Source organism: Streptomyces sp. OR43 (assembly GCF_008042275.1).
Classification (GTDB): Bacteria; Actinomycetota; Actinomycetes; order Streptomycetales; family Streptomycetaceae; genus Streptomyces.
The window spans coordinates 4,334,997-4,358,860 of the sequence record NZ_RDBK01000043.1 but is presented as its reverse complement, the minus strand read 5'-3'; the positions used below and the strand labels follow the sequence as shown (position 1 = coordinate 4,358,860).

At 71.7% G+C, this 23,864-nt stretch carries 20 protein-coding genes and 2 pseudogenes; 8 read left to right on the top strand and 14 right to left on the bottom strand.

The features are described 5' to 3' along the window. Positions 1-134: 134 nt before the first annotated feature. Positions 135-1,910, bottom strand: a complete 1,776-nt coding sequence (gcl, locus tag EAO72_RS38700) for a glyoxylate carboligase (protein ID WP_148021665.1) — start codon at positions 1,908-1,910, stop codon at positions 135-137. A 298-nt stretch (positions 1,911-2,208) separates the two neighbouring features. Between gcl and EAO72_RS38695 the strand changes: the two genes are divergently transcribed. The 3 genes from EAO72_RS38695 (at position 2,209) to EAO72_RS38685 (ending at position 3,892) form a co-directional block, all read left to right on the top strand. Beyond that, positions 2,209-2,928, top strand: coding sequence for a hypothetical protein (locus EAO72_RS38695; RefSeq protein ID WP_148021664.1), 720 nt, complete (start codon positions 2,209-2,211; stop codon positions 2,926-2,928). A 48-nt stretch (positions 2,929-2,976) separates the two neighbouring features. Continuing rightward, on the top strand, positions 2,977-3,513 hold the full coding sequence (locus EAO72_RS38690; RefSeq protein ID WP_148021663.1) for a GNAT family N-acetyltransferase: 537 nt from the start codon (positions 2,977-2,979) through the stop codon (positions 3,511-3,513). Positions 3,514-3,589: 76 nt separating this feature from the next. Next, positions 3,590-3,892: a hypothetical protein gene (locus EAO72_RS38685; RefSeq protein WP_148021662.1), complete on the top strand. Its 303-nt coding sequence runs from the start codon at positions 3,590-3,592 to the stop codon at positions 3,890-3,892. A 56-nt stretch (positions 3,893-3,948) separates the two neighbouring features. Here EAO72_RS38685 and EAO72_RS38680 read toward each other — a convergent pair whose 3' ends face one another. Together EAO72_RS38680 and EAO72_RS38675 are read right to left on the bottom strand one after the other, a co-directional pair. Next, complete coding sequence (locus EAO72_RS38680) at positions 3,949-5,556, bottom strand: AMP-binding protein (protein ID WP_148021661.1); 1,608 nt, start codon at positions 5,554-5,556, stop codon at positions 3,949-3,951. Continuing rightward, the gene (locus tag EAO72_RS38675) at positions 5,553-7,229 is read right to left on the bottom strand and encodes an AMP-binding protein (RefSeq protein WP_148021660.1); all 1,677 of its coding nucleotides are present in this window, start codon (positions 7,227-7,229) and stop codon (positions 5,553-5,555) included. The genes EAO72_RS38680 and EAO72_RS38675 overlap by 4 nt, the downstream gene beginning before the upstream one ends. A gap of 146 nt (positions 7,230-7,375) precedes the next feature. Here EAO72_RS38675 and EAO72_RS38670 point away from each other — a divergent pair, with 146 nt between their 5' ends. Continuing rightward, a complete protein-coding gene (locus EAO72_RS38670; protein ID WP_187285347.1) occupies positions 7,376-8,218 on the top strand; it encodes a response regulator transcription factor in 843 nt (280 codons plus the stop codon). Between the two features lie 3 nt (positions 8,219-8,221). Here EAO72_RS38670 and EAO72_RS44220 read toward each other — a convergent pair. Continuing rightward, positions 8,222-9,509, bottom strand: a pseudogene (locus tag EAO72_RS44220) (winged helix DNA-binding domain-containing protein). Between the two features lie 192 nt (positions 9,510-9,701). Here EAO72_RS44220 and EAO72_RS38655 point away from each other — a divergent pair. Continuing rightward, on the top strand, positions 9,702-10,580 hold the full coding sequence (locus EAO72_RS38655) for a DMT family transporter (RefSeq protein ID WP_148021659.1): 879 nt from the start codon (positions 9,702-9,704) through the stop codon (positions 10,578-10,580). Positions 10,581-10,640: 60 nt separating this feature from the next. Here EAO72_RS38655 and EAO72_RS38650 read toward each other — a convergent pair whose 3' ends face one another. Next, entirely contained in the window at positions 10,641-11,225 is a 585-nt protein-coding gene (locus EAO72_RS38650) for a TerD family protein (protein ID WP_148021658.1), read from the bottom strand. 357 nt (positions 11,226-11,582) lie between these two features. Then, positions 11,583-11,813 carry a DUF6296 family protein gene (locus tag EAO72_RS38645; protein ID WP_148021657.1) on the bottom strand — a complete coding sequence of 77 codons (231 nt, stop codon included), beginning with the start codon at positions 11,811-11,813 and terminating at the stop codon, positions 11,583-11,585. Positions 11,814-12,088: 275 nt separating this feature from the next. On the opposite strand from EAO72_RS38645, the gene EAO72_RS38640 reads away from it, so the two are divergent. Both EAO72_RS38640 and EAO72_RS38635 read left to right on the top strand, forming a co-directional pair. Further along, a complete protein-coding gene (locus EAO72_RS38640; RefSeq protein WP_148021656.1) occupies positions 12,089-12,541 on the top strand; it encodes a DUF5709 domain-containing protein in 453 nt (150 codons plus the stop codon). A gap of 163 nt (positions 12,542-12,704) precedes the next feature. Beyond that, positions 12,705-13,073 carry a nuclear transport factor 2 family protein gene (locus EAO72_RS38635; protein ID WP_148021655.1) on the top strand — a complete coding sequence of 123 codons (369 nt, stop codon included), beginning with the start codon at positions 12,705-12,707 and terminating at the stop codon, positions 13,071-13,073. Position 13,074: 1 nt separating this feature from the next. On the opposite strand, the gene EAO72_RS38630 is transcribed toward EAO72_RS38635, so the two are convergent. The 8 genes and pseudogenes from EAO72_RS38630 to EAO72_RS38595 all read right to left on the bottom strand — a co-directional run bounded on the left by EAO72_RS38630 (position 13,075) and on the right by EAO72_RS38595 (position 20,874). Beyond that, positions 13,075-14,118, bottom strand: coding sequence for an aldo/keto reductase (locus EAO72_RS38630; protein ID WP_148021654.1), 1,044 nt, complete (start codon positions 14,116-14,118; stop codon positions 13,075-13,077). Then, a pseudogene (locus tag EAO72_RS43585) lies at positions 14,115-14,508 on the bottom strand (ABC transporter ATP-binding protein); the annotation flags it as partial. The gene EAO72_RS38630 and the pseudogene EAO72_RS43585, both read right to left, overlap by 4 nt. A 108-nt stretch (positions 14,509-14,616) precedes the next feature. After that, positions 14,617-16,002 (bottom strand): LLM class flavin-dependent oxidoreductase, encoded by a 1,386-nt coding sequence (locus tag EAO72_RS38620; RefSeq protein ID WP_148021653.1) that lies wholly within the window; start codon positions 16,000-16,002, stop codon positions 14,617-14,619. Next, the gene (locus EAO72_RS38615) at positions 15,986-16,792 is read right to left on the bottom strand and encodes an ABC transporter ATP-binding protein (RefSeq protein ID WP_410090535.1); all 807 of its coding nucleotides are present in this window, start codon (positions 16,790-16,792) and stop codon (positions 15,986-15,988) included. Before EAO72_RS38615 ends, EAO72_RS38620 begins: the two co-directional genes overlap by 17 nt. After that, positions 16,768-17,664: an ABC transporter permease gene (locus EAO72_RS38610; protein ID WP_148021652.1), complete on the bottom strand. Its 897-nt coding sequence runs from the start codon at positions 17,662-17,664 to the stop codon at positions 16,768-16,770. Before EAO72_RS38610 ends, EAO72_RS38615 begins: the two co-directional genes overlap by 25 nt. After that, positions 17,661-18,728 (bottom strand): ABC transporter substrate-binding protein, encoded by a 1,068-nt coding sequence (locus EAO72_RS38605; protein WP_148021651.1) that lies wholly within the window; start codon positions 18,726-18,728, stop codon positions 17,661-17,663. The genes EAO72_RS38610 and EAO72_RS38605 overlap by 4 nt, the downstream gene beginning before the upstream one ends. A 40-nt stretch (positions 18,729-18,768) precedes the next feature. Beyond that, entirely contained in the window at positions 18,769-19,281 is a 513-nt protein-coding gene (locus EAO72_RS38600; RefSeq protein ID WP_148021650.1) for a flavin reductase family protein, read from the bottom strand. A gap of 324 nt (positions 19,282-19,605) precedes the next feature. Then, positions 19,606-20,874 (bottom strand): ROK family transcriptional regulator, encoded by a 1,269-nt coding sequence (locus EAO72_RS38595; protein WP_148021649.1) that lies wholly within the window; start codon positions 20,872-20,874, stop codon positions 19,606-19,608. A 545-nt stretch (positions 20,875-21,419) separates the two neighbouring features. Here EAO72_RS38595 and EAO72_RS38590 point away from each other — a divergent pair. Further along, positions 21,420-23,828: an endonuclease/exonuclease/phosphatase family protein gene (locus EAO72_RS38590; protein WP_148021648.1), complete on the top strand. Its 2,409-nt coding sequence runs from the start codon at positions 21,420-21,422 to the stop codon at positions 23,826-23,828. The last annotated feature ends 36 nt before the right edge of the window (positions 23,829-23,864 follow it).

The window sequence follows — 23,864 nt, the reverse complement described above, 5'->3', positions numbered from 1 at the left end:
GTCCGGCGATTGAGGACATCCTTCCAGCCCGTCCGGCAACTGAGGACACCTTTCAGCCCGTCCGGCGATTGAGGACACAACGATGCGGCCCCAGCCCCCGTCGAACGGGAACCGGGGCCGCAGGCCCGGACCGGTCAGGCAGACGCGAACGGGCGGATCGCCGTCGGGGCGTGGGACGGGTCCGAGGCGACGTCCTCGAACTCGTTCACCGACGCGATGTCCGTCCCGCTCATCGCGATGTTCGTGACCCGCTCCAGGATCGCTTCCACGACCACCGGCACCCGGAACTCCGCCGCCAGCTTCTTGGCCTCCTCGAACGCCGGCAGCAGCTGGTCCGGCTCGGTGACCCGGATCGCCTTGCAGCCCAGTCCCTCGACGACCTTGACGTGGTCCACGCCGTAGACGCCCAGCTCCGGGGAGTTGAGGTTCTCGAACTCCAGGTTGACCTGGAAGTCGATGTCGAAGTTGCGCTGCGCCTGGCGGATCAGCCCCAGGTAGGAGTTGTTCACCAGGACGTGCACGTACGGGATGCGGTGCTGCGCGCCGACCGCGAGCTCCTCCAGCATGAACTGGAAGTCGTAGTCGCCGGACAGGGCGACGACGGAGCCCTCGGGATCGGCCGTCGCGACGCCCAGGGCGGCCGGGATGGTCCAGCCGAGCGGGCCCGCCTGGCCGCAGTTGATCCAGTGGCGCGGCCGGTAGACGTGCAGCATCTGCGCGCCGGCGATCTGGGAGAGGCCGATCGTGGTGACGTACCGGGTCTCTGGTCCGAACGCCCGGTTCATCTCCTCGTACACGCGCTGCGGCTTCAGCGGCACGTTGTCGAAGTGCGTGCGTCGTTGGAGCGTGGCCCTGCGTTCCTGCGCGGAGGCGGCCCACCGCGAGCGGTCCTTCAGTTTGCCGGCTGCCTTCAGCTCGCGCGCCACCTCGATGAACAGCTCCAGCGCGGCCTTCGCGTCGGAGGCGATGCCGAGGTCGGGGGCGAAGATCTTGCCCAGCTGGGTGGGCTCGATGTCGACGTGGACGAACGTCCGGCCCTTCGTGTAGACGCCCAGCTTGCCGGTGTGGCGGTTGGCCCAGCGGTTGCCGATGCCGAGGACGAAGTCGGACTCCAGGAAGGTCGCGTTGCCGTAGCGGTGCGAGGTCTGGAGACCGACCATGCCGGCGTTGAGCGCGTGGTCGTCGGCGATGATGCCCCAGCCCATCAGGGTGGGAACGACCGGGATGCCGGTGAGCTCGGCGAACTCCACCAGGAGTTCGGGGGCGTCGGCGTTGATGATGCCGCCGCCCGCGACGAGCAGCGGGCGCTCGGAGGCGTTCAGCAGCTCCAGGGCGCGCTCGATCTGCTTGCGGGTCGCGGCGGGCTTGTGCACCGGCAGCGGCTCGTACAGATCGGGGTCGAACTCGATCTCGGTGAGCTGCACGTCGATCGGCAGGTCGATGAGGACCGGTCCGGGACGGCCGGTGCGCATGAGGTGGAAGGCCTGCTGGAAGACACCGGGGACCTGCGCGGCCTCCAGGACGGTGGTGGCCGCCTTGGTGACCGGCTTGGCGATCGAGGCGATGTCGACCGCCTGGAAGTCCTCCTTGTGGAGCACCGCGGTCGGGGCCTGTCCGGTGATGCACAGGATCGGGATGGAGTCCGCGATGGCGGAGTACAGGCCGGTGATCATGTCGGTGCCGGCCGGTCCCGACGTGCCGATGCAGACGCCGATGTTCCCCGGGCGGGCCCGGGTGTAGCCCTCCGCCATGTGGGAGGCGCCCTCGACGTGGCGGGCGAGCGTGTGATGGACCCCGCCGGAGGCCTTGAGGGCCGCGTAGAAGGGGTTGATCGCCGCGCCCGGCACACCGAACGCGTTGCTGACGCCTTCGCGCTTGAGGATCTCAACTGCCGCTCGGGCAGCGGTCATTCGAGGCATTGAGTGCTCCTGCTCGGACCTGGGTGGAGTCGGGCTCTGTCGCGCCACCTGAGAGCACCAATTCCGCATTACGGAAAATTGATTCTGCTATACGGAAGCAAATCTAAAGCGCGCCCGGACAGCCGTCAAGAGAGGCAGCCCGGGAGGCCCGGTCCGGCGGACCGAAGCGGCGAAGTACCCCAAGTCCCTCCCGGGGGCCTCGCTCTTGGTGGAGCATGGGGGCACGGAGCGGAGCCGGCCCGGAATCCGGGCGCCGGCCGCGTGGTCGTCGGCCGTAGGGAGTCCGAGGGTGGAATCAGTGCCGGTACGGTGCCCGGCCTGCCGCCGCGACCACGCCTACGTGACGCCCGTCTACCCCTGTCCCTGCGGCGCACCGACCGCCCCGCCCCTGCTGCGCGGCGCCCCGGTCACGCCGATCACCCACCGCACCTGGAACGACGACTGGGTGACCGTGCGCTGCCGCGGCTGCGGCCGGCACGACCAGTGGCCGCAGCCGGAGCTGTGCTGTCCGTGCGGGGCCGTCCTGCGGATCCCGGTCCGCCCGGTGGCGGCGCCGGGCCGCGGCCGCTCGTCCTCCCGGGCCGTACGGCCCTCGCACATCCCGCTGCCGCGTACGGCACCGGCGCCGCGGCCTCCTTTCCGGCCGCTGACGATCCGTACCGCGCGCGACGCGGTCGGCGCCGCCGCGCTGTACCTGACGTGGCTGGGCTACCGCGACGTCGTACAGCCCGCCGGGCACCCCGCCTCACGGATCGATCTGCGGGCGGCCGGACTGATCGCGCAGGTCGACTCCACCACCCGGCCGACCGCGCTGCGCGATGTGGAATGCCTGTGGCTCAACGCCCTCAGCGCCTCGGTGTCGAGCGTCTTCTTCTCGCTCGCGGGGTACGCGCCGGACGCCCGGGAGCGGGCGGACGGGCTCTTCCTTCCGCTGTTCGTCATGGATCTCGCCGGGACTCCGCAGCCGGTGAACAGTCCGGCGGACGAACTGCTCAGCACCGGCGCCTGAGACCGGTACACCACCGCCGGACCGGCCTCACGCGCGCCATACTGAAGCATGCGCATCCGTCCCGCCCGCCGCTCGGATCTCCCGCTCCTCCAGGACATCGAGCGCGCCGCAGGCGAACCCTTCCGCACGGTCGGCATGGCCTGCGTGGCCGACGACGACCCCCCGCCCCTGGACCTGCTGGACGGATACCGCGTGGCCGGCCGCGCCTGGGTGACCACGGGCGCCGACGACCTGCCCGTCGGCTATCTGATCGCCGACCCGGTCGACGGCGCCGCCCACATCGAGCAGGTCTCCGTCCATCCGTCGGCCGCCCGGCGCGGCCTGGGCAGCGCCCTCATCGACCGCGCCGGGGCCTGGGCCGCGCACGAGGGGCTGGCCGCGCTGACCCTGACGACGTTCGCCCACGTCCCGTGGAACGCGCCGTACTACGCGCGGCTCGGCTTCCGCGTCCTGACGGAATCCGGCCTCACGGACGGTCTGCGCAAGATTCGTGCCGAGGAGGCGGAACACGGCCTCGACCGGTGGCCACGGGTCTGCATGCGGCGCGACGTGCCGCACCTCACAGAAACCGACCGGCCACAGTGAGTGCTATCGGTCACGTTCGAGCCAGGGGCCACAGATGTTCGGTCGGTTGTCAGTGGCGGGCCCTAGAGTGGGGCGCATGGTCTTAACTCCACGGCTTTCTCCACCCACGAAACCGGCGCAACCCGCCCTGCCTGTCACCACGGTCACACCTGTCGCACCCACGGCATCCGTCCCGGCCGCGGCCCCGTCGCACCGCACCCTTCCCGCACAGCCGGCCCACCCCGCCGCCGTCGAGGCGAACGAGGCGATCCGCGCGCTCGTGGACGCGCAGGCCGGCCAGGACTGGTCCCCCGTGGAGTCCGCGGCCTACGAGGTACTGCTGATCGAATGGGCGGCCGCGACCCAGGGCACCGCCGGCGACATCATCGAAGCCGCCTGACGGTACCCGTCCCTCTGGCCGTACCCGTCCGTCGGCGGTGCCCGTCCGTCCGGCGGCTACCGGCCGTAGTTCTCCCGCAGTTCGACCTTCCGGACCTTCCCGCTGACCGTCATCGGGAAGGTCTCCATGATCCGGAGCAGGCGCGGCACCTTGTAGTACGCCAACTGCTCGGCGCAGAAGGCCCTGAGCTCCTCCAGGCTCGGCGGATCGTCCGCGTCCGAGGGAATGACGCAGGCCAGGATCTCCTCGCCGTACCGCTCGTCCGCGACACCCACCACCTGCACGTCGGCGATCTTCGGGTGCCGGTAGAGGAACTCCTCGACCTCCCGGGGATAGACGTTCTCACCGCCCCGGATGATCACGTCCTTGATCCGGCCGACGATCTGCACATAGCCGTCCTCGCGCATCACCGCGAGGTCCCCGGTGTGCATCCAGCGCCCCGCGTCGATCACCTCCGCGGTCCGCTCGGGCTGCTCCCAGTAGCCGAGCATCACGCTGTAGCCGCGGACGCACAGTTCGCCCGACATCCCGCGTTCCAGCGTCGCCCCGGTCGCCGGGTCGACGACCTTGACCTCGATGTGCGGCATCACACGGCCGACCGTGCCGGTGCGGCGCTCCAGGTCGTCGTCGCGGCGGGTCTGGGTGGAGACCGGCGAGGTCTCCGTCATGCCGTAGCAGATGGACACCTCGTCCATGTGCATCTGGGCGACGACCCGCTTCATCACCTCGACCGGGCAGGGTGATCCGGCCATGATGCCGGTGCGCAGCGAGGAGAGGTCGTACGAGGAGAAGTCGGGGAGGTTCAGCTCCGCGATGAACATGGTCGGGACGCCGTAGAGCGAGGTGCAGCGCTCCTGTTCGACGGCAGCGAGCACGGCGGCCGCCTCGAAGGCGGGGGCGGGGATCACGATGCAGGCGCCGTGCGAGGTGATGCCGAGGTTGCCCATGACCATGCCGAAGCAGTGGTAGAACGGCACCGGCACACAGACCCGGTCGTGTTCGGTGTACGCGACCAGCTCCCCGACGAAGTAGCCGTTGTTGAGGATGTTGTGGTGGGAGAGCGTGGCTCCCTTGGGGAAGCCTGTCGTGCCGGAGGTGTACTGGATGTTGATCGGGTCGTCGCAGGACAACCCGGCTTCGCGGTCGGCGAGTTGCTCAGCCGTCACCGATCCGGAGACGGTGAGGAGCTCGTCCCAGGACCGGTCACCGATGTAGTGCACGGCGCGCAGGGCGGGGCAGTTGGCGCGGACCTGGTCGACCAGGGCCCGGTAGTCGCTGGTGCGGTGGGCGAGCGAGGCGGCCAGGAGGGAGATACCGGCCTGCTTCAGCACGTACTCCAGCTCGTGGGCCCGGTAGGCGGGGTTGATGTTGACCATGACGGCGCCGATGCGCGCGGTCGCGTACTGGACGAGCACCCACTCCGGGCAGTTGACCGCCCAGATGCCGACCCGGTCGCCCCGTTCCACGCCCGAGGCCATGAGCGCGCGGGCCAGTTCGTCGACGGCCGCGCCGAACTCGGCGTAGGTCCAGCGCCGCCCGGACGGTACGTCGACGAGCGCCTCCCGGTCCGGGTACGCCTGGACCGCCCGGTCGAGGTTGCGTCCGATGGTGTCGCCCAGCAGGGCGGTGGTGCCGGTGCCGTGGGCGTAGGACGGCTCGGTCATGCCAGGTCCCCCTCGCTGTACTCGGTGCCGCCGCCCTGGGCGGTGCGCTCGCGCAGCTCGATGCGGCGGATCTTCCCCGAGACGGTCTTGGGCAGCTCGGCGAACTCCAGCCGGCGGACCCGCTTGTACGGGGCGAGCACCGCCCGGGAGTGGGCGAAGAGCACCTTGGCGGTGTCCGGTCCGGGCTCCCAGCCCTCGGCGAGCACGATGTAAGCCTTCGGGACGGAGAGGCGCACCGGGTCGGGCGCCGGTACGACGGCGGCCTCGGCGACCGCCTCGTGCTCCAGCAGCGCGCTCTCCAGCTCGAACGGGGAGATCTTGTAGTCGGAGGCCTTGAAGACGTCGTCGGCACGGCCGACGTAGGTGATGTAGCCGTCGGTGTCGCGGGCGCCGATGTCGCCGGTGCGGTAGTAGCCGCCCGCCATGGCTTCGGCGGTACGGTCCGGGTCGCCGTGGTAGCCGGTCATCAGGCCGACGGGGTGACCCGAGAGGTCGAGCGAGATCTCGCCCTCGACGGCGCCGGGCTCGCCGCTGACCGGGTCGAGGAGGACGACCTTGAAGCCAGGACTCGGGCGCCCCATCGAACCGGCCTTCAGGACCTGACCGGGGGTGTTCGCGACCTGGACGGCGGTCTCCGTCTGCCCGAAGCCGTCGCGGATGGTGACGCCCCAGGCGCGCCGGACCGTCTCGATGACCTCGGGGTTCAGCGGTTCGCCCGCCGCGACGACCTCGCGCGGCGGGGTCGTCAGCTGGGAGAGGTCGGCCTGGATGAGCATGCGCCAGACGGTGGGTGGGGCGCAGAAGCTGGTGACGCCCGAGCGGTCCATCTCGGCCATCAGCCGGCCCGCGTCGAAGCGGGTGTAGTTGAAGATGAAGACGGTCGCCTCGGCGCTCCACGGGGCGAAGAGGTTGGACCAGGCGTGCTTGGCCCAGCCGGGTGAGGAGATGTTGAGGTGGACGTCGCCGGGCTTGAGCCCGATCCAGTACATCGTCGACAAGTGGCCCACGGGGTAGGAGACGTGGGTGTGCTCGACGAGCTTGGGGCTGGCGGTGGTGCCCGAGGTGAAGTAGAGCATCAGGGGTTCGTCGGCGTCGGTCTCGCGGTCCGCCGTGAAGGTATCCGGCTGCTCGTCGGCCCCGGTGTAGGAGATCCAGCCCTCGGTGTCGGCGCCCACGGAGATCCGGGTGTAGTCGCCGGGCACCTCGTCGAACTTGGCGGTGTCGGCGTCCCGGACCAGGACGTGCCGGACCCGGCCGCGCTCGACCCGGTCGCGCAGGTCGACGGGGCCCAGCAGCGGCGTCGCGGGGATGACGACGGCGCGCAGCTTCATCGCGGCGAGCGCGGTCTCCCAGAGTTCGGTCTGGTTGCCGAGCATGACGAGGATGCGGTCGCCCTCGCGTACGCCCTGGGCGCGCAGCCAGTTCGCGGCCTGGTTGGAGCGGGCGGACATCCGGGCGAAGGACACCTCGGTGCGTCCGCCGTCCTCCTCCACGATGTGCAGGGCGGTGCGGTCGTTGCCCTCGGCGATGACGTCGAACCAGTCGAGCGCCCAGTTGAAGTGGTCGCTGCGGGGCCAGCGGAAGCCCTCGTAGGCCGCGGTGTAGTCCTCGCGGTGCCGAAGCAGGAAGTCCCGGGCGGCCCGGAACGTCTCCGTCGAGCTGGATGCCGACATGTGCCCTCCTCATTGCGGACCGGACCGGTCACGGTCTCGGGCCGGTCGCTTAACATCATGTAAACAGTGACCCAGCTCTCACCACCCCCGAACGGGGGTGGGGCGGGGAACGCGGTGTTCCCGGAGCCGGGCGGAGAGGCGTCAGCGTGCCGGAATCGGTCGATGCGGTCGAGATGCAAGCGGCGCTGCTGCGGCTGCGCCGGACGAGCGGGCTGCCCGTGGCGTTCGGCGGGCTGCTCTCCGACACCCGTCATGCCAGGATCGCGGAGCTGAACGGGGCGCAGACCACGGCCCTGCGCGGGCTGGTGATCTCGGCCGGCAGCGGCCTCGGCGGCAAGTCGATCGCCCTGTCCCGGCCCTGCGCGGTGACCGACTACCCCTCCTCGCGCCACATCAGTCACGAGTACGACCTGGCCGTGGCCGCCGAGGGCCTGCGCTCGGTGGTCGCCGTGCCCGTCGTCGTACGCCGCAGGGTGCGGGGTGTGCTGTACGGGGCGCTGCGCGAGCCCCTCGGCCTGGGGGACCGTACGTTCGACGCGGCCGTCGCGGCGGCCCGCGACGTGGAGCAGGCGCTGGTCGTACGGGACGAGGTGCAGCAGTTGCTCGCTGTGACGCGCGAAGAGGTCACCGACCCGCGGGCCGTGCCCGGGGCGTGGGAGGACGTCCGGGAGGCGCACCGTGAGCTGCGCGCCCTCGCGCCGAAGGTCCTCGACCCGGCGCTGCGGGAGGAGTTGCTCGCGGTGTGCGGGCGGCTCGCCGCCGCGGCGGGTACCCGGGTGCCCAGGGCGCGCGACGTCCAGCTGGCGCCGCGCGAGGTGGACGTCCTCGCCTGCGTCGCCGCGGGCGCCACGAACGCGGTGGCGGCGGACCGGCTCGGGCTGCGGCCGGAGACGGTGAAGGGGTATCTGCGCGCGGCGATGCGGAAGCTGGGCGCGCACACCCGCCTGGAGGCGGTCGTCGCGGCCCGGCGGGCGGGCCTGCTGCCGTAGGGTTCAGTCGCCGAAGTCGACGAACGAGGCGAAGCGGACGTCCCCGGCCCCGCCTTCGGCGGTCGCCTTCGTCATCACGGAGAGCAGGGCCACGGCCTCGTCCGTGACGTCGTCCCGCTCGGCTGCGGTGAACGGGCGCAGCTCCTGCACGGTGACCGTCGCCGGCGTACCGGCCCCGCCGGCCTCCAGTCGCCAGATCGCCGCGAGGAACCCGTCGACCAGCACGCTGCCGTACGCCTGGTTCCCCATCCCGTTGCGCCCCTTGAGCGGCGGCGGAATGACGCGGGTCCGGTTGCAGTACGAGGCGTGGCACAGGTAGGAGCCGCCTCGGATGACGCGTTCGCCGGCCCCGTAGGTGTCGGCGCACCACTCCCAGACGAGCAGGTCGTGCGTCCGGATGCAAGGCGCACGACCTCTTGGTGCTCGAGCAGGTCGTGCGTCCGGATGCAAGGCGCACGACCTCTTGGTGCTGTGCCGGACCGGGCCGCCGTCCCTGAGACCGATGGCCTTTATCACGGCACCGCACCCGACGGCATCATGCCGGCGCAGGACAATTCGCCCGGAGCCGTTCGAAGACCTCGCGCAGCCTTGTCAGCCCGGCCCAGGACTGCATGTCCTTGACCGAAGCGGGTCCGAAGGCGGCGAGGTAGCGCAGCACGGTGCCGTCGGGCGCGGGGGCCGGTGCGGAGGGCCTGCCGAGCCAGTGCTCCGCGGTGGTCAGCGCGACCTGGCCGCTGCGGCCCCATACTCCGCGCGGGGTGACCTGGACGAGGGGCAGCAGACAGCGTGCGGCGGTGCTCAGCGCCTGCGGGTCCGCGGCGGGCCACTCGGTGAGCAGGCGTTCGCGGATCTCCTTCGGGGTACGGGGCGCCTCTTCGACGTACGCCCTGCTGAGGTCCCTCAGCCGGTCCAGGTCCACACCCACGAGCCCCTTGCGGAAGATCCTCAGCTCCCGGTCGCGGGCCTCCTGGACCAGCGGGCGCAGGGTCAGGGCGTCGTCGGCGGTGTGGGTGTGGATGGTGGAGCGCAGGGTGACGATGCGGACGACCCGGCGCGACTCCATCAGCGCGGCGAGCCGTTCCGGTGCGAAGCCCTCCAGCCGGGCGAGGAGCTGGAAGTACGGCGGCCTGGTGTTCTGCGCCTGGAGTCCGACGAGATGCCGCACGGCGTCCTCGGCGCTCATCGCCGTACGCCTGAGCAGGAGTTGGCGCTCCAGGGTCGCGCGTCCCAGCGCCCGCGGCGTGAGCACGACGGCCGGGGCGGCGGCGGAGGTCTTCTTCTTCACGGCCATGGACGGCACGCTACGCGGCCATGCGGTCAGGTCCCGTCCTGATGGCGGATTCCCGCGTCACGTGCGGTCCCCGGTGGGGGCTACCCGCGTCAGATCCGGCCCCGGTGGCGGCTTCCCGCACCGGTACGTCCTGCGCCATGCCGCTGCCGGCGGGTTCCGGCCATTCGCGCCGGGCACCCGCATCATGGTCCGGTGATCAGCGTCCTGTTCGCCGTCCTGACCGCGCTCAGCAACGGCGCGGCCTCCGTCCTCCAGCGCCGTGCCGCGAGCACCGCCCCCGACAGCGAGGCGATGCGGCTGTCACTGATCGGCCATCTGCTGCGCCAGAAGGTGTGGCTGGCCGGCATCGGCCTGGTGATCGTCGCCGCCGTCTGCCAGGCCGTGGCGCTGGCCACCGGTCCCATCGCCGTGGTGCAGCCCATCTTCGTGATCGAACTGCCGGCGACGCTTCTGATGGCCGGCTTCGTGATGCGGGTGCGGCTGCCCCGGCCGGTGTGGTCCGGCGTGGCCGCCGTGACGTTCGGTCTGGCCCTCGGCATGGCGTCGGCCGCTCCGGGCGGGGGCAGCGCCACGGTGCACGGGGCCGCGTGGGTGCCTGCCCTGATCCTCACGGGCCTGTTCGAGACGGCCCTGATCGCGGGCGCCCTGGCCATGCGCGGCAATCCCCGGGCGGCGCTGCTGGGCCTGGCCGCCGCCTGTGCGTACGCGCTGACCGCGGCCCTGATGAAGGACGCCATGGCCCGGCTCGACGAGGGCGGGGCGGCGGCGCTGTTCACGTCCTGGCAGCTCTACGGCACCGCGGTGGCGGGCGTCGGCGCGTTGTTCCTGCTGCAGAACGCCCTGCAGGCGGGCACGCTGGTCGCGGTCCAGCCGTGTCTGACTCTGGGCGACGCCCTGATCAGCATCCTGTACGGGGTGACCCTGTTCGGCGAACACCTGCGCACCGGCTGGTGGGTGGTTCCGGAGCTGCTGGCGCTCGGCCTGATCGCCGTGGGTTGCGTGCTGCTGGCGCGCTCGCCGCTGGCCTCCGGGAACGCGACGGCCCCGGCCCGTGCGCGGCGCGTCGACTGAGACGCCGCGTACGGGCCGGGGCCGGGGCGCTCACGCCGGGCGCCTGCCGGTAGCCGGTGGCTACTTGCTGACCGCGAAGCGCATCAGGGCCTGCTCGTCGCCCTGCTTGATCTTCCCCGTCTCGTTGATGACCTCAAGCTTCCAGCTGCCGCCGACCCGCATGGCCTTGGCCACGGCGCAGCCGTTGTCGTTGCTGAGCAGGCTCGGCCAGATGTCGGCGACCTGCTGGGTGGTGCCGCCCGTCGCGTCGTACACCTTGAAGCTGATGTTGCGCGCGCTCTGGAAGGAGCTGTGCTTCTTGTACGCGGCGGCGATGAAGACGATGGACGTGATGTTGGGCGGCACCCGGGCGAAGTCGACGGTCACGGTCTCGTCGTCGCCGTCACCGTGCCCGGTCTGGTTGTCGCCGCTGTGCACGAGCGCGCCGTTGGCCAGCGGGTCGAGGGAATCCAGGCCTGCCAGCCGCACGGGCTCCGCGCCCTGCATCGCGATGGCGATCAGGTCGAGGTCGGTGCCCTTCTTCTGACGGAGCTTGCCCATCAGTCCGCCACTGGCCCCGACCGTGGGGTCCCAGGACACCCCGATGGACAGGTGGGTCACCCCGTCCAGATCCGCCGGGCCGTCTTCCTTCTTCAACGTGATCATGCGTGATCCTCTTCGTGGCGAGATTCCTACAGGTCGAGTGTGCCTGGTGTCCTCCGGATGCATCCCATCAGGGGCAAAATTTCGACCAAGTGTTGGACGGCTCAGGGCGAATTGTCCTGCGCCGGCATGATGCCGTCGGGTGCGGTGCCGTGATAAAGGCCATCGGTCTCAGGGACGGCGGCCCGGTCCGGCACAGCACCAAGAGGTCGTGCGCCTTGCATCCGGACGCACGACCTGCTCGTGCCGCAGCCGCTGGCCGTGCACGGTGGTGCCGTAGCGGCGGGCGCAATCACCGCCGCAGGGGCGCTCGACCTTGATGACGCGCGCGCCGGGGAGCGGCCGGCTCGGGCCGCCGGCTCAGGTGGTCGGCCCCGGCGCGACCAGCGGTGTGCCGAGGAGCTGGTGCCCGCCGCTGGCGAGCATACGCACCTCTCCGCGCTCGCTGATCTCCGCGCGGACGATCCCGGTCTCGTCCTCGTAGACCGGGTATCCGCCCGCTCCGGACCGGGCGGTGCGGCGGACAACCACCGTGTCGTCCTCCACGGCGGACGACTGGAACACCAGCTGATACGTCTCCGGGTAATCCATGACGGCCTCCCCACGACGGCCTTCGGCGGGCTGTGCGGACCGGGCTGCGAACGGGCCTCGCCTCGCGCGGCGCCCGCCCGTCCGGCCTGCACCTTCCATGGTCTCGCACACCGGCCGCCCCCGCCCGCGCACGGCCGCACGGTGCGGTCCCCGGCCCCTGCTGCCTATCCTGAAGGGGTAGGGGAAGTCCAAGGCAATCGGGCCGATACGGCCCCTTGCTCCCGCGTCGTACGGCAGGCATGGCCCGGGATCCCGACACCGGGAAGGGAAACGTCATGGAAGGTGCCGACCGGGGCGACGATGTGTACCAGCCCCAGCAGCCGGAGGCCTCCGATCCCGTCGAGCAGCTGGACGCGGCGGACACCCTGGACAACCGGCAGCTCGCGGACGTCCTGGACGAGGGGTACTCGCCTCCCGAGCGGCCATGGGTCGTGGAGGACCGGGGCACCACCGGGTCCGAGCAGCTGAGCGGGGAGACGCTGGAGGACCGGCTGGCCCGGGAGCTGCCCGAGGCCGCCGATCCGCCCGGCGACGACGACGGCGACCTGTCCGACGGGGACGGCGAGCCGCGGGACGCGGAGGTCGGGGACGTACGCGCCGGACGGCTCACCCGCGAGCTGGACCTGAACGAGCCGGACAGCATGGCCGGCGAGGACGTCGGGATCGACGGAGCGGCGGCGTCCGCCGAGGAGGCGGCCATGCACGTCATTCCGGACGCCCGGCCGTAGGGCCTGCCGGACCGCCTCCGCCGCCCTTACCCCGGAGGTAATCGACGCCCTCCGCCGCCCTTACCCCGGAGGTAATCGACGCCCTCCGCCGCGTCCGGCATCGTGTTCCTCACCAGCACAGCGCTCCCGGCCAGCGGCCGGAGCCGAAGGAGAGGACCGCACGATGACCGCTTACGACGAGGCCGTCCAGCGCTACTTCGCCGCCTGGAACGCCGCCGACGCCGAGGAGCTGGACAAGGCCGTCGCGGCCGCCTTCACCGAGGACGCCACGTACACCGACCCGCTGGCCGACGTTCGGGGACACGAGGCCCTGGCCGCCGCCATCAGCGGCGCACAGCAGCAGTTCCCCGGGTTCTCCTTCCGTCCGGCCGGAGCGGTGGACGGGCACCACACCCTGGCCCGCTTCAGCTGGGAACTGGTCGCGGCCGCCGACGGCTCGGCGCCCGTCGCCGGTTCGGACGTGATCACTCTGGCCGACGACGGGCGGATCAGCTCGGTCAGCGGCTTCCTGGACCGTGTGCCGGTGTCCTGAGCTACCCGACCGGGCGCGAACGGCGGCGCAGCGCCGGGTCGGTGAGCTCCTCCGGGTGGTAACCGGCGTCCCGGGACGAGAGGTTGGTGCCCGGCGGGACGATCTTGTCGATCCGGTCGAGGACGTCCTGGCTGAGCCGCACCCGGTCCGCGCCGAGCTGGCTCGTCAGCTGGTCAGTCGTCCGCGGGCCGATGATCGCCGAGGTGACCCCCGGGTGCTCCAGCACGAAGGCCAGGGCCAGTTGGACGAGGGTCAGCCCGGCCTCCTCGGCCAGCTGGGCGAGCGCCTCGGCCGCGTCGAGCTTGGCGGTGTTCTCGGGCGACGCGATGTCGAACCGTTCGGCCTGCCGCTCGGCGCGGCTGGACGGGGGCTGGCCGGCGCCCCTGCGGTAGCGGCCGGAGAGCCAGCCGCCGGCCAGCGGGCTCCAGGAGAGGACCGCGAGTCCGTACCGGCGGGCCGTGGGCAGTACCTCGCGCTCGATGCCGCGGGCGAGGACCGAGTACGGGGGCTGCTCGGCGACGACGCGTTCACGGCCGCGGCGTTCCGCGATCCACTGGCCCTCCACGATGGCGGACGGTTCGAAGGTCGACGTGCCGATGTAGCGGATCTTCCCCTGATGGACCAGGTCGGAGAGGGCGCCGAGCGTCTCGTCGAAGTCGGTGCCGGGCTCCGGGCGGTGCACCTGGTAGAGGTCGATCCAGTCGGTGCCGAGCCGGCGCAGACTGTTCTCCACCTCCCGGATGATCCAACGACGGGAGTTGCCCCGCTGGTTGGGGTCGGCTCCGAGACTGCCGTGGAACTTGGTGGCGAGCACGACGTCGTCGCGGCGGCCACCCGCCAGGGCCTTGCCGACGATGGTCTCGGACTCACCGGCGGAGTAGACGTCGGCGGTGTCGACGAAGTTGATGCCGGAGTCCAGGGCCTGGTGGATGATCCGGATGCTGTCGTCGTGGTCGGGGTTGCCCCGGGCGCCGAACATCATGGTGCCCAGACACAGCGGGCTGACCTTGACGCCCGTGCGGCCGAAATCGCGGTACTCCGTCATCCTGCGTTCTCCTCGACGAGTTCACTTGCGTGCCGGTGGTCGGCCGGGGCTGCGTGGCCGCTCTCCCGGTTGGCGTCCCGCAGCGCCGGTACGGGGCATCGGCGGCGAGCGGTGCGGTGGGGATGCCGGTCTCGACGACGCTGCCCCCGCCGAGCACCACCGCCCGGTCGGCGCGGACCGCAGTGGTGAGCCGGTGGGGCGACGACGACGGTGGTACGGCGCCGGGCGAGCGCCTCGGTCGCCGCGGCCACCCGGCGTTCCGTGGCCGGGCCCGGCGAGGCGGTGGCCTCGTCGCGCGGCAGGACGTCCGGGCCGACGGGTTCGGCCCGGGCAAGGGGCGGGCATCAGGCGCTGCCCGGCGGAGAGTTTGCGGCCCCGCGGCACCGGGGGCGAGGAACAGGCCCGCGCGGTGCCGCGGGCGGTGGACCGGCAGCTGCCGCGCCCAGCCGGGCGGCGGCTGCCGGTGCGTACCGTTCTCCGGGTCCGACAGTCCGTCACTCACCCGGCCTCCGCCAGACCGATACCGAAGTGGCCCTCACTGCGGTCGACGGTCTCGAACAGGCGGTTGACGGGCCGCGGCAGCCCGTAGTGTCCGCGCAGGGTGCTCGCGGTGTACTCGGTACGGAAGAGGCCGCGTTCCTGGAGGATCGGGACAACCCGGTCGACGAAGACCTCCAGGCCCGAGGGGAGGACGGCGGGCATGATGTTGAAGCCGTCGGCGGCCCCGCTGTCGTACCACTGCTCGATGGTGTCGGCGACCTGCTCGGCGGTGCCGGCGAAGGTGCGGTGGCCGCGGCCGCCACCGAGCCGGCCGATCAGCTGACGCACGGTCAGCCTCTCGCGCCTGGCGAGCTCCACGATGAGGGTGTAGCGGCTCTTGGCGCCCTCGATCTCGTCCTCGGTGGGGATGTCCTCGGGGATCTCCGCGTCGAGGCGCAGGTCGTCCGGGGCGATCTTCAGCGTCCGGGCGAGCTGCCGCTTGGCGTACTCGGGGACGATGAGGTTCTCCAGCTCGGCGTCGAGCGCCAGGGCCTCGGCCTCGGTGTCGCCGATGACGGGCACGATGCCGGGCAGGATCTTGATGCCGTCGGGGCTGCGGCCGATGGCCTCGGCGCGCTGCTTGACGTCCTTGTAGAAGGCGATGCCTTCCTCCAGGGTCTGCTGGGCGGTGAACACCGCCTCCGCGTACCGGGCCGCGAAGTCCTTGCCGTCCTCGCTGGACCCGGCCTGTACGAGCAACGGGTAACCCTGCGGGGGCCGTTGTACGTTGAGCGGTCCGTCGACGCGGAAGAACTCCCCGTTGTGCCCGATCTTCCGCACCCGTTCGGCGAGGGCGTGGACGCCGCGTTCCTTGTCGGCGATCACGGCGTCGTCGGCCCAGCTGTCCCAGAGCTTGGTGGAGACCTCGACGAACTCGCCGGCCCGCCGGTAGCGGTCGTGGTGCAGCGGGGTGTCGTCCAGACCGAAGTTGCGGGCCGCGTCGGCGCCCGCGGTGGTGACGATGTTCCAGCCGGCCCGGCCGCCGGAGACGTGGTCCAGCGAGGCGAAGCGGCGGGCCAGGTTGTACGGCTCGTTGTAGCTCGTCGACGCGGTGGCGATCAGGCCGATGTGGCGGGTGGCCCCGGCCAGCGCGGTGAGCAGGACGGTGGGCTCCAGCTTGGCGGCGGGGCGCCGGCCGGGGTCACCCATCAGGACGGGGCTGTCGGCGAGGAACAGCGAGTCCAGCCTGCCGCGTTCGGCGATCCGGGCGAGGTTCTTGTAGTGCTCGATGTCGGAGTCGGCCTCGGCCGGGCTCTCGGGAAGCCGCCAGGACGCCTCGTGATGACCGGTGGACATGAGGAACGCGTTGAGGTGCAGCTGCTTGCGGTCAGGCGTGCGGGGCATGGGATTCCTTCTCTTCGGAAAGGGCCGGGGGCTGCGCGACACCGAGAGCCGTGAGCAGCGTGTCGCGGTACTCCTGGAACCGGGGGTCGCGGCGGGAGCGCGGGGTGGGCAGGTCGACGGTGAGGTCGACGGAGATCCGGCCGTCCTCCAGGACCAGCACCCGGTCCGCGAGTTCGACGGCCTCGTCGACGTCGTGCGTGACCAGCAGCACCGCGGGGCGGTGGCGTTCATAGAGCTCGCGCAGCAGGCCGTGCATCTTGATCCGGGTCAGCGCGTCCAGGGCACCGAACGGCTCGTCGGCCAGGAGGAGTTCGGGTTCCCGGACCAGGGCGCGGGCCAGTGCGGCGCGCTGCTGCTCGCCGCCGGACAGCTCGTGCGGCCAGGACCGGTCACGGCCCTCCAGGCCGACCTCGGCCAGGGCGGTGAGGCCGCGCTCGCGTGCCCTCGGTCCGCGCAGTCCGAGGGTGACGTTGTCGATCACCCGGAGCCACGGCAGCAGGCGGGAGTCCTGGAAGGAGAGCGAGACCCGGTCGGGGACGGTGAGTTCGCCGGAGCCCTCGACGGTGTGGTCGAGCCGGGCGACGGCCCGCAGCAGGGTGGACTTGCCGGAGCCGCTGCGGCCGAGCAGAGCGGTGAACTCGCCCGGTGCGACGGTGAGATCGAGTTCCTTGAGGATGTCGCGGTCCCCGAACCGGCGGACGAGCCTCCTGGTGCGGATGGCGGGGCGTTCCCCGACCGTCGTCGTCCCGGTCCCGTGGGCGGGGTTCAGCCCGCCAGAGTGCGTCGCCACGACAGGACCTTCCTCTCGACGGCGCGTACCGCCGCGTCCGATGCGAAGCCGAAGATCCCGTAGGCCACCAGGCCCACGATGATCACGTCGGACTGGGCGTACTGCTGGGCCTGGAACATCATGTAGCCGATGCCACTGGTGGCGTTGATCTGCTCGACGACGATCAGTCCGAGCCAGGACGCGGTGACGCCGAGGCGCAGTCCGACGAAGAAGCCGGGCAGCGAACCGGGCACGACGACCTTGCGGATGAACTGCGCGCGGCTCAGGTCGAGCCCCTCGGCGAGCTCCACGTACCGGCTGTCGATGCCGGTCAGCGAGGCGTACGTGTTGATGTACATGTTCACCGCCACGCCGAGCGCGATGACGGTGACCTTCATCTGTTCGCCGATGCCGAGCCAGAGGATCAGCAGCGGGAGCATGGCCAGGGAGGGGATCGCGCGCTTGATCTGGAGCGGCCCGTCCAGCAGGTATTCGCCGGTGCGGCTGAGCCCGGCGGCGACGGCGAGGAGGACTCCGGCGGTCACCCCGAAGAACAGGCCCAGTCCGGCACGCTGGAGCGAGATGAGGACGTTGTCCTGGAGCCGGCCGTCGGCGACGAGGTCGGACGCGGTGGAGAGGACCGTGCCGGGTCCGGACAGGATCCGCGGGTCGAGGTAGCCGACGGCCGAGGCGAACCACCACAGGGCGATGACCAGCGCCGGGCCGATCAGCCGCCCGAAGGGAACGGCGCGGCCGGGGCCGAGCCGCCGGCGGTTGGCGCGGGGTGCGGGCGGTGCGGGCTTCGTTGCGGCTGCCCGCGCGTCGGTGGGCTCCCCGGCCTTCTTCAGCGGCACACCGCCTGTGGTGCGGATGTTCGTCAGCAGTTCGGTCATGACGTCTCCCGGTACCGGGCGGCCACGGCCTTGGCCGCGATCCCCTCGAAGCGGCGGTCGAACAGCTCGGCGGCATCCTGCTTCGGTACGAAACCGCCCTCGGCCAGCAGGTCGGCGGTCTCCTGCTCCCACGCGATCGCCTTGTCCCAGTCGACCGGGAACTGCGGCTTGTGGAGCGAGGCGACGATGCGCTTGCCGTCCTCCCGGGTGACGCCCTGGTCCTTCACGTAGTACGTGTCGATCCACTCGTCGGTGTTCTCCCAGGCCCAGGTCACACCGCGGGCCCAGAGCGGGATGAAGCTGCGGACGGCGGCCACCTTGGCCCGGTCGTTCAGCACCTCGTTGGGCGCCCAGAGGACCGACAGCAGGTCCACGACGTCGGTCTTCACCCCGCGCGCCCCGTCCTTCTCGTACTGGGTGAGGTACTTGGTGAAGGTCGGTTCGCCCAGCGGAGCCACGTCGACCTGCTTGGACTGGAGGGCGGTGAGGAACTGGGTACTGGGCAGGGCGACCAGTTCGACGTCCTTGTTGGCGATGCCCGCCTGCTTCAGCGCGCGCAGGACGACGACGCCCTGAGCCTGGCCCTGGGAGAAGCCGATCTTCTTCCCGCGGAAGTGGGCCACGGACCTGATGTCCGAGCCGGGCGCGGTCGCGAAGACGTACGAGGGATGGTTCCGCACCTGCACGGCGACGATCTTCGCTCCGACGCCGATGGCGTGGGCCTGGATCGGCGGAATTCCGGCATTGACCGCGAGATCGATGGAATGGGCCCGGAATCCCTGGATGATATCGGGACCCGCAGACAGATTGGGCCACTGCGAAACGGTGAAGGGAAGCTCCTTCTGCAATCCGGCGGGACCCAGCTGGAGTTGTGTGGACCGGACGGCTATCGAGAGTTTCGTCCCCGGCGGCGGCGCCCCCGAGGGGAGTTTCCCGGCGGGCTCGGCGCTTGCCGCCGTTTTGACCTGGGGCGAGCAGGCGGCGAGAGTTCCGATGACCGCTCCGCCGGCCAGGGCGAGAAATGACCTGCGGCCGACCGTCCGGTATGCGTCGTGGCGTTCCATGGTGAATTCCTGATCCGTAGTTTTCGAGCTGGGCGGGCTGTCAGAGGGAGTGGTAGGCGCCGTCGTGGAAGAGCAGCGGGCTGCGTCCCTCGTCGAGCCGGGCGTCCACCACCCGGGCGATGACGATGCGGTGGTCGCCGGCCGGCACGATCTGCTCGGTCTCCAGCCGCAGCCAGCCGGCCACCCCGTCGAGCACCGGCTCGCCCTCGGGCAGACGGCGCCAGCGGGTGGGGGCGGCGAACCGGTCGATGCCGCTGGTGGCGAAGGTGGTGGCCAGGGACTGCTGTTCGGCGCCGAGGAAGTTCACGACGGCGGTGCCGGCCCGTTCGATGTGCGGCCAGGACGAGGTGCCGGTCCCGATACCGAACGAGACGAGGGGCGGGTCGAGCGAGAGGGAGCTGAGCGAGGTCGCGGTGAAGCCGATCGGTCCGTGGCCCGCGTCGGCGGTGACGACGACCACTCCGGCGGGATAGCGGCGGAACGCCTGCTTGAACCGGTCCGGGGCGATGCCCTTCGCGGCGGGCGCCAGATACGAGTGCGCGGTGATGGTCAACGTCTCTCCCGTGATGGAAAGCGAAAAGCGACAGGGAAATGGTGCAGGGGTATGCACCTGGGCAGGGCGAGGCGCGCGACGGCGCGGAACTCTCAGCCGAATTCAGTGAATGGTTATCGGGGACCCGGACAGGGGCGACAACACCGGCATCCTGCGCACACGCGGGACGGCACGACCGGGCGGAAGGCGCGCGTCACCGAGGACGCGTCTCCTGAATTCCGCTGTCGGCTGGTCATGAATCCATCATCCCGTTCCGATTCGGGCCCGGTCAACAATGCAACTGCCTGAATTAAGTCGGATACGGGACGCGTGATCGAGAGTGCGTCAGGAGACGGCGGGCAGCGCCGGCCAGGGGCCGAGCGGGTCCACGTACAGCGCCCCGAGCGCCACCGCGCCGCCCGCTGTGGCCAGCACGGAGCCGGTGAAGCTGGATGGGACGACGGCTCGCTCCGGGTCGTCGCAGACCCACGAGCGCTCCGCCACCTCCGCCCGCAGATCGGCCAGACACTCCGGGATACGGCCCGCCCCCGGCTCGACCACGACGAGCACCTCCGGGTCGAACATGTCCAGCAGCAGGGCCGCGGCCCGGCCGACCAGCCGCGCCCGCCGGCGAAACAGCGCCACCGCCCGCGCCTCACCGGCCAGCGCCTGTTCCAGGAGTTCGGGGAACGAGCCCACGAACAGCCCCTGCGCCGCCGCACGCCGCACCATGGCGCGCTCCGACACCTCCGACTGAAGGCACCCGGACCGCCCGCAGGAGCACGGCTGCGCGCCGCCCGTCCCGCCGGCGCCGAGCGGCAGATGCGCCACGCTGCCGGCCCCCGAGCGCGGGCCCCGGTGCACGGCCCCCTCGGTGGCGAAGGCCGCGTCCACGACGGCGCCGACGAAGAGCAGGACGGTGCTGCTGCGGGTCGACTCCTCGCCGAACAGCTGCTCCGCCCGGGCCAGCGCCCGGGAGTGGCTGTCCACGTGGACCGGCAGCCCGGTCGCGGCGGAGAGGATGTCGCGAGCCGGCACATCGCGCCAGCCAAGCTGCGGATGGGCCACGATGACCCCGGTCACGGGATCGACCCGGTGGCCGGTGGCCAGGCCCAGGGCGAGCACGGTGCGTCCGCCGGCGTGCGCGGCCACCAGTCGGGGCAGCCGGGCCGCGAGTCCGGCCAGCAGGGCGCGGGGTTCGGTGGTGCGGTGCGGCTGCCGGTCCTCGGCGACGATCCGGCCCCGCAGATCCATCAGGGCGACGGTGGAGTGGGCCACGGCGATGTGTGCTCCGGCCACCAGGAAGCGCGCGGTGTCGACCTCGACCGGGACGTGCGGCCGGCCGAGCCCCGTGGGGCCGGCGGTCTCCTCGTTCTCCCGGACCAGACCGCGGGCCAGCAGCCGGCCCACGTGCCCGCTGACGGAGGCGGGCGAGAGGCCGGTGAGGCGGGCGACGGTGGAGCGGGCGACCGGCCCGTGGTCGAGGATCGCCCCGAGGACGGAGCCGGTGCCGGTGAGCCGGCGGCCGGGCCCGGCGGCGGGTATGTCGGAGCGGCGCAGCGGGGTGGGGCGGTCCGCGTGAGGGCGGCGGACGGGTGCGGACAGACTCTTCACAGTGTCTTCCAGGTCCTCGGTGGCAGCGGTTGACGCGGTGCGTGCGTGCTCCGGTACGGAGCTCGGGGCAGACCGTCCGCGGCGCGGGGCCGGAGCGGGTGCTGCCTCTTCCGTGGAGAGGGACCGGGCGAGGGACCGGGGCGGATAGGGGCCCCTCGGCGCGGGCGTGGAGCTCTCAGGCGCGGTGACACACGGCGGAGCACACACGCTTCAGGTCGATATGACCTCGCGTCGTCAGGTGTGCGGATCGCTGCATGCCGCGCAACGTATCCGGACCGGCTCAACCCGGTCAAACCCTCGCCGCATCCTGGACACCCTTGCGCAGGAGGGGTGTTGTCCCGGTGTTGCGGCAGCATGGCGGGGGTGCGGCGGGCGCGTGAACAGCCGGTCCGGAAGCGGGCGGGGCGGCGTCGGCGGGCGGCCCCGGCCACGCACACCCGGCAGGACCGCGGAACGATTTCTGGAATTAACCTCTGATGCCTTGTCATCGCCGGTTCTACGCGCATAGCTTGTGCTCCCTCACCACACTCTGAGGGGCCGTTTCCGTGCGCATATCCAGATCCCGTTCCGTCCTGCTGGCCGGCGCGGTCGCCGTGACCCTCTCGGCGACCGCGCTGCCCGCCGCCTTCGCGGCACCGTCCTCGTCCGCCGTGATCTCCGAGGTGTACGGCGGTGGCGGGAACTCGGGCGCGACGCTGACCCGCGACTTCGTCGAGCTGGCCAACTCCGGCTCCGCCCCGTACGACCTGTCCGGGTTCAGCGTCCAGTACCTCCCCGGCGCGCCGTCCGCGGGCTCGCTGTGGCAGGTCTCCGCACTGACGGGCTCCGTCGCGCCCGGCGGCCGCTACCTGGTCGCCCAGGCCGCGGGCACCGGTGGCACCGTCGCCCTGCCCACGCCGGACGCCACCGGTACGGTCGCCATGTCCGCCGCGAGCGGAAGCATCGCGCTGGTCTCCGGCACCACGCCGCTGACCTGCAAGACGGCGGCCGACTGCGCGGCCGACACCCGCATCGTCGACCTGGTGGGCTACGGCTCCGCGGTCGTCCGGGAAGGCAGCGGCCCGGCCACCGGCGCCTCCGCGACCGCCTCCGTGGCGCGCGCGGCCTCCCTCACCGACACCGACGACAACGCCACGGACCTGTCCGCCGCGGCCCCCACGCCGGTCAACGCCGCCGGCCAGACGTCCGGCGGCGGCACGGACCCGGGCGACCCGGGCAACCCCACCGAGCCCGGCACCGTGCGCGTCCACGACATCCAGGGCACCACCCGCCTCTCCCCGCTGGACGGCAAGGCCGTGACCGGGGTGCCCGGCATCGTCACCGCGGTCCGCACCACGGGTTCGAAGGGCTTCTGGATCCAGGACATCGCCCCGGACGCGGACCCGCGCACCGGCGAGGGCGTCTTCGTCTACACCGGCTCCACCGCCCCGGCGGTCGCGGTGGGCGACTCCGTCCTGGTCAGCGGCACGGTGGACGAGTACTACCCGTCGGCCACCACGCAGTCCATCACCGAGATCACCTCCCCCCGGACCACGGTCCTCTCCTCCGGCAACGCGCTGCCGGCGCCGGTCGTGCTCGACGCCGCCGCGCTGCCCGCCGCGTACGTGCCCTCGGCGGGCGGCGGCTCGATCGACGCGCTGCCCCTGGAGCCGTCGGCGTACGCCCTCGACCTCTACGAGTCGCTCGAAGGCACCCGCGTACAGATCGCCGACACCCGGGTCACGGGTGCCACGACCGCGTACGACGAGATCTGGGTGACCGTCGCCCCGGAGCAGAACCCGACCCGGCGCGGCGGCACGCTGTACTCCTCGTACACTGACCAGAACACCGGCCGGATCAAGGTGATGTCGCTCGACACCACGCGCCCCTTCCCCGTCGGCAACGTCGGCGACGTGCTGTCGGGCACCACCACCGGCGTGATCGACTACGCCTCGTTCGGCGGCTACAACCTCCAGGCGACCGAGCTCGGCACGCTCACGGACAACGGTCTGCGGCGCGAGGTCACGCGGAAGCAGAAGGGCGGCGAACTCGCTGTCGCCACCTACAACGTGGAGAACCTGGACGCGCTGGACGAGCAGGCCAAGTTCGACACGCTCGCCGAGGGCGTCGCGGTGAACCTCTCCTCGCCGGACATCGTCTCGCTGGAGGAGATCCAGGACGACAACGGCGCGGTCAGCGACGGCACGGTCGGCTCCGAGGCGACGCTGAAGCGGTTCACCGACGCGATCGTCGCGGCGGGCGGGCCCCGGTACGCCTGGCGCTATGTCGCCCCGCAGGACGGCCAGGACGGCGGCGAGCCCGGCGGCAACATCCGCAACGTCTTCCTCTTCAACCCGCACCGGGTCTCCTTCGTGGACCGCGCGGGCGGCGACGCGACGACCGCCGTCGCGGCGGTCCCGACGAAGAAGGGCGTGACCCTGTCGGTGTCGCCCGGCCGGATCGACCCGGCGAGCGCGGCGTGGGACGACAGCCGCAAGCCGCTGGTGGGCGAGTTCCGCTTCCACGGCAAGCCGGTCTTCGTCATCGGTAACCACTTCGCCTCCAAGGGCGGCGACCAGCCGCTGCACGGCCGTTACCAGGAGCCGTCGCGGAGCTCCGAGACCAAGCGGGTCCAGCAGGCCGCGGAGGTCAACACCTTCGTGAAGTCCCTGCTGGCGGCGGACAAGTCGGCGCGGGTCGTGACGCTCGGCGACCTGAACGACTTCGCGTTCTCGCCCACGATGTCCGCGCTGACCGCGGGCAAGGCCCTCAAGCCGCTGATCACCACGCTGCCCGCGAACGAGCAGTACAGCTATGTGTACGAGGGCAACTCCCAGACGCTGGACCACATCCTGACGAGCCCCGGTATCCGGCGGTTCGACTACGACGTGGTGCACATCAACGCCGAGTTCGCCGACCAGGCGAGCGACCACGACCCGCAGATCGTGCGGATCAAGGTCGACGGCCGCCGCTGATCCGGCCGGCCGGGCGGCGCTCCTTCGAGAAGGCGC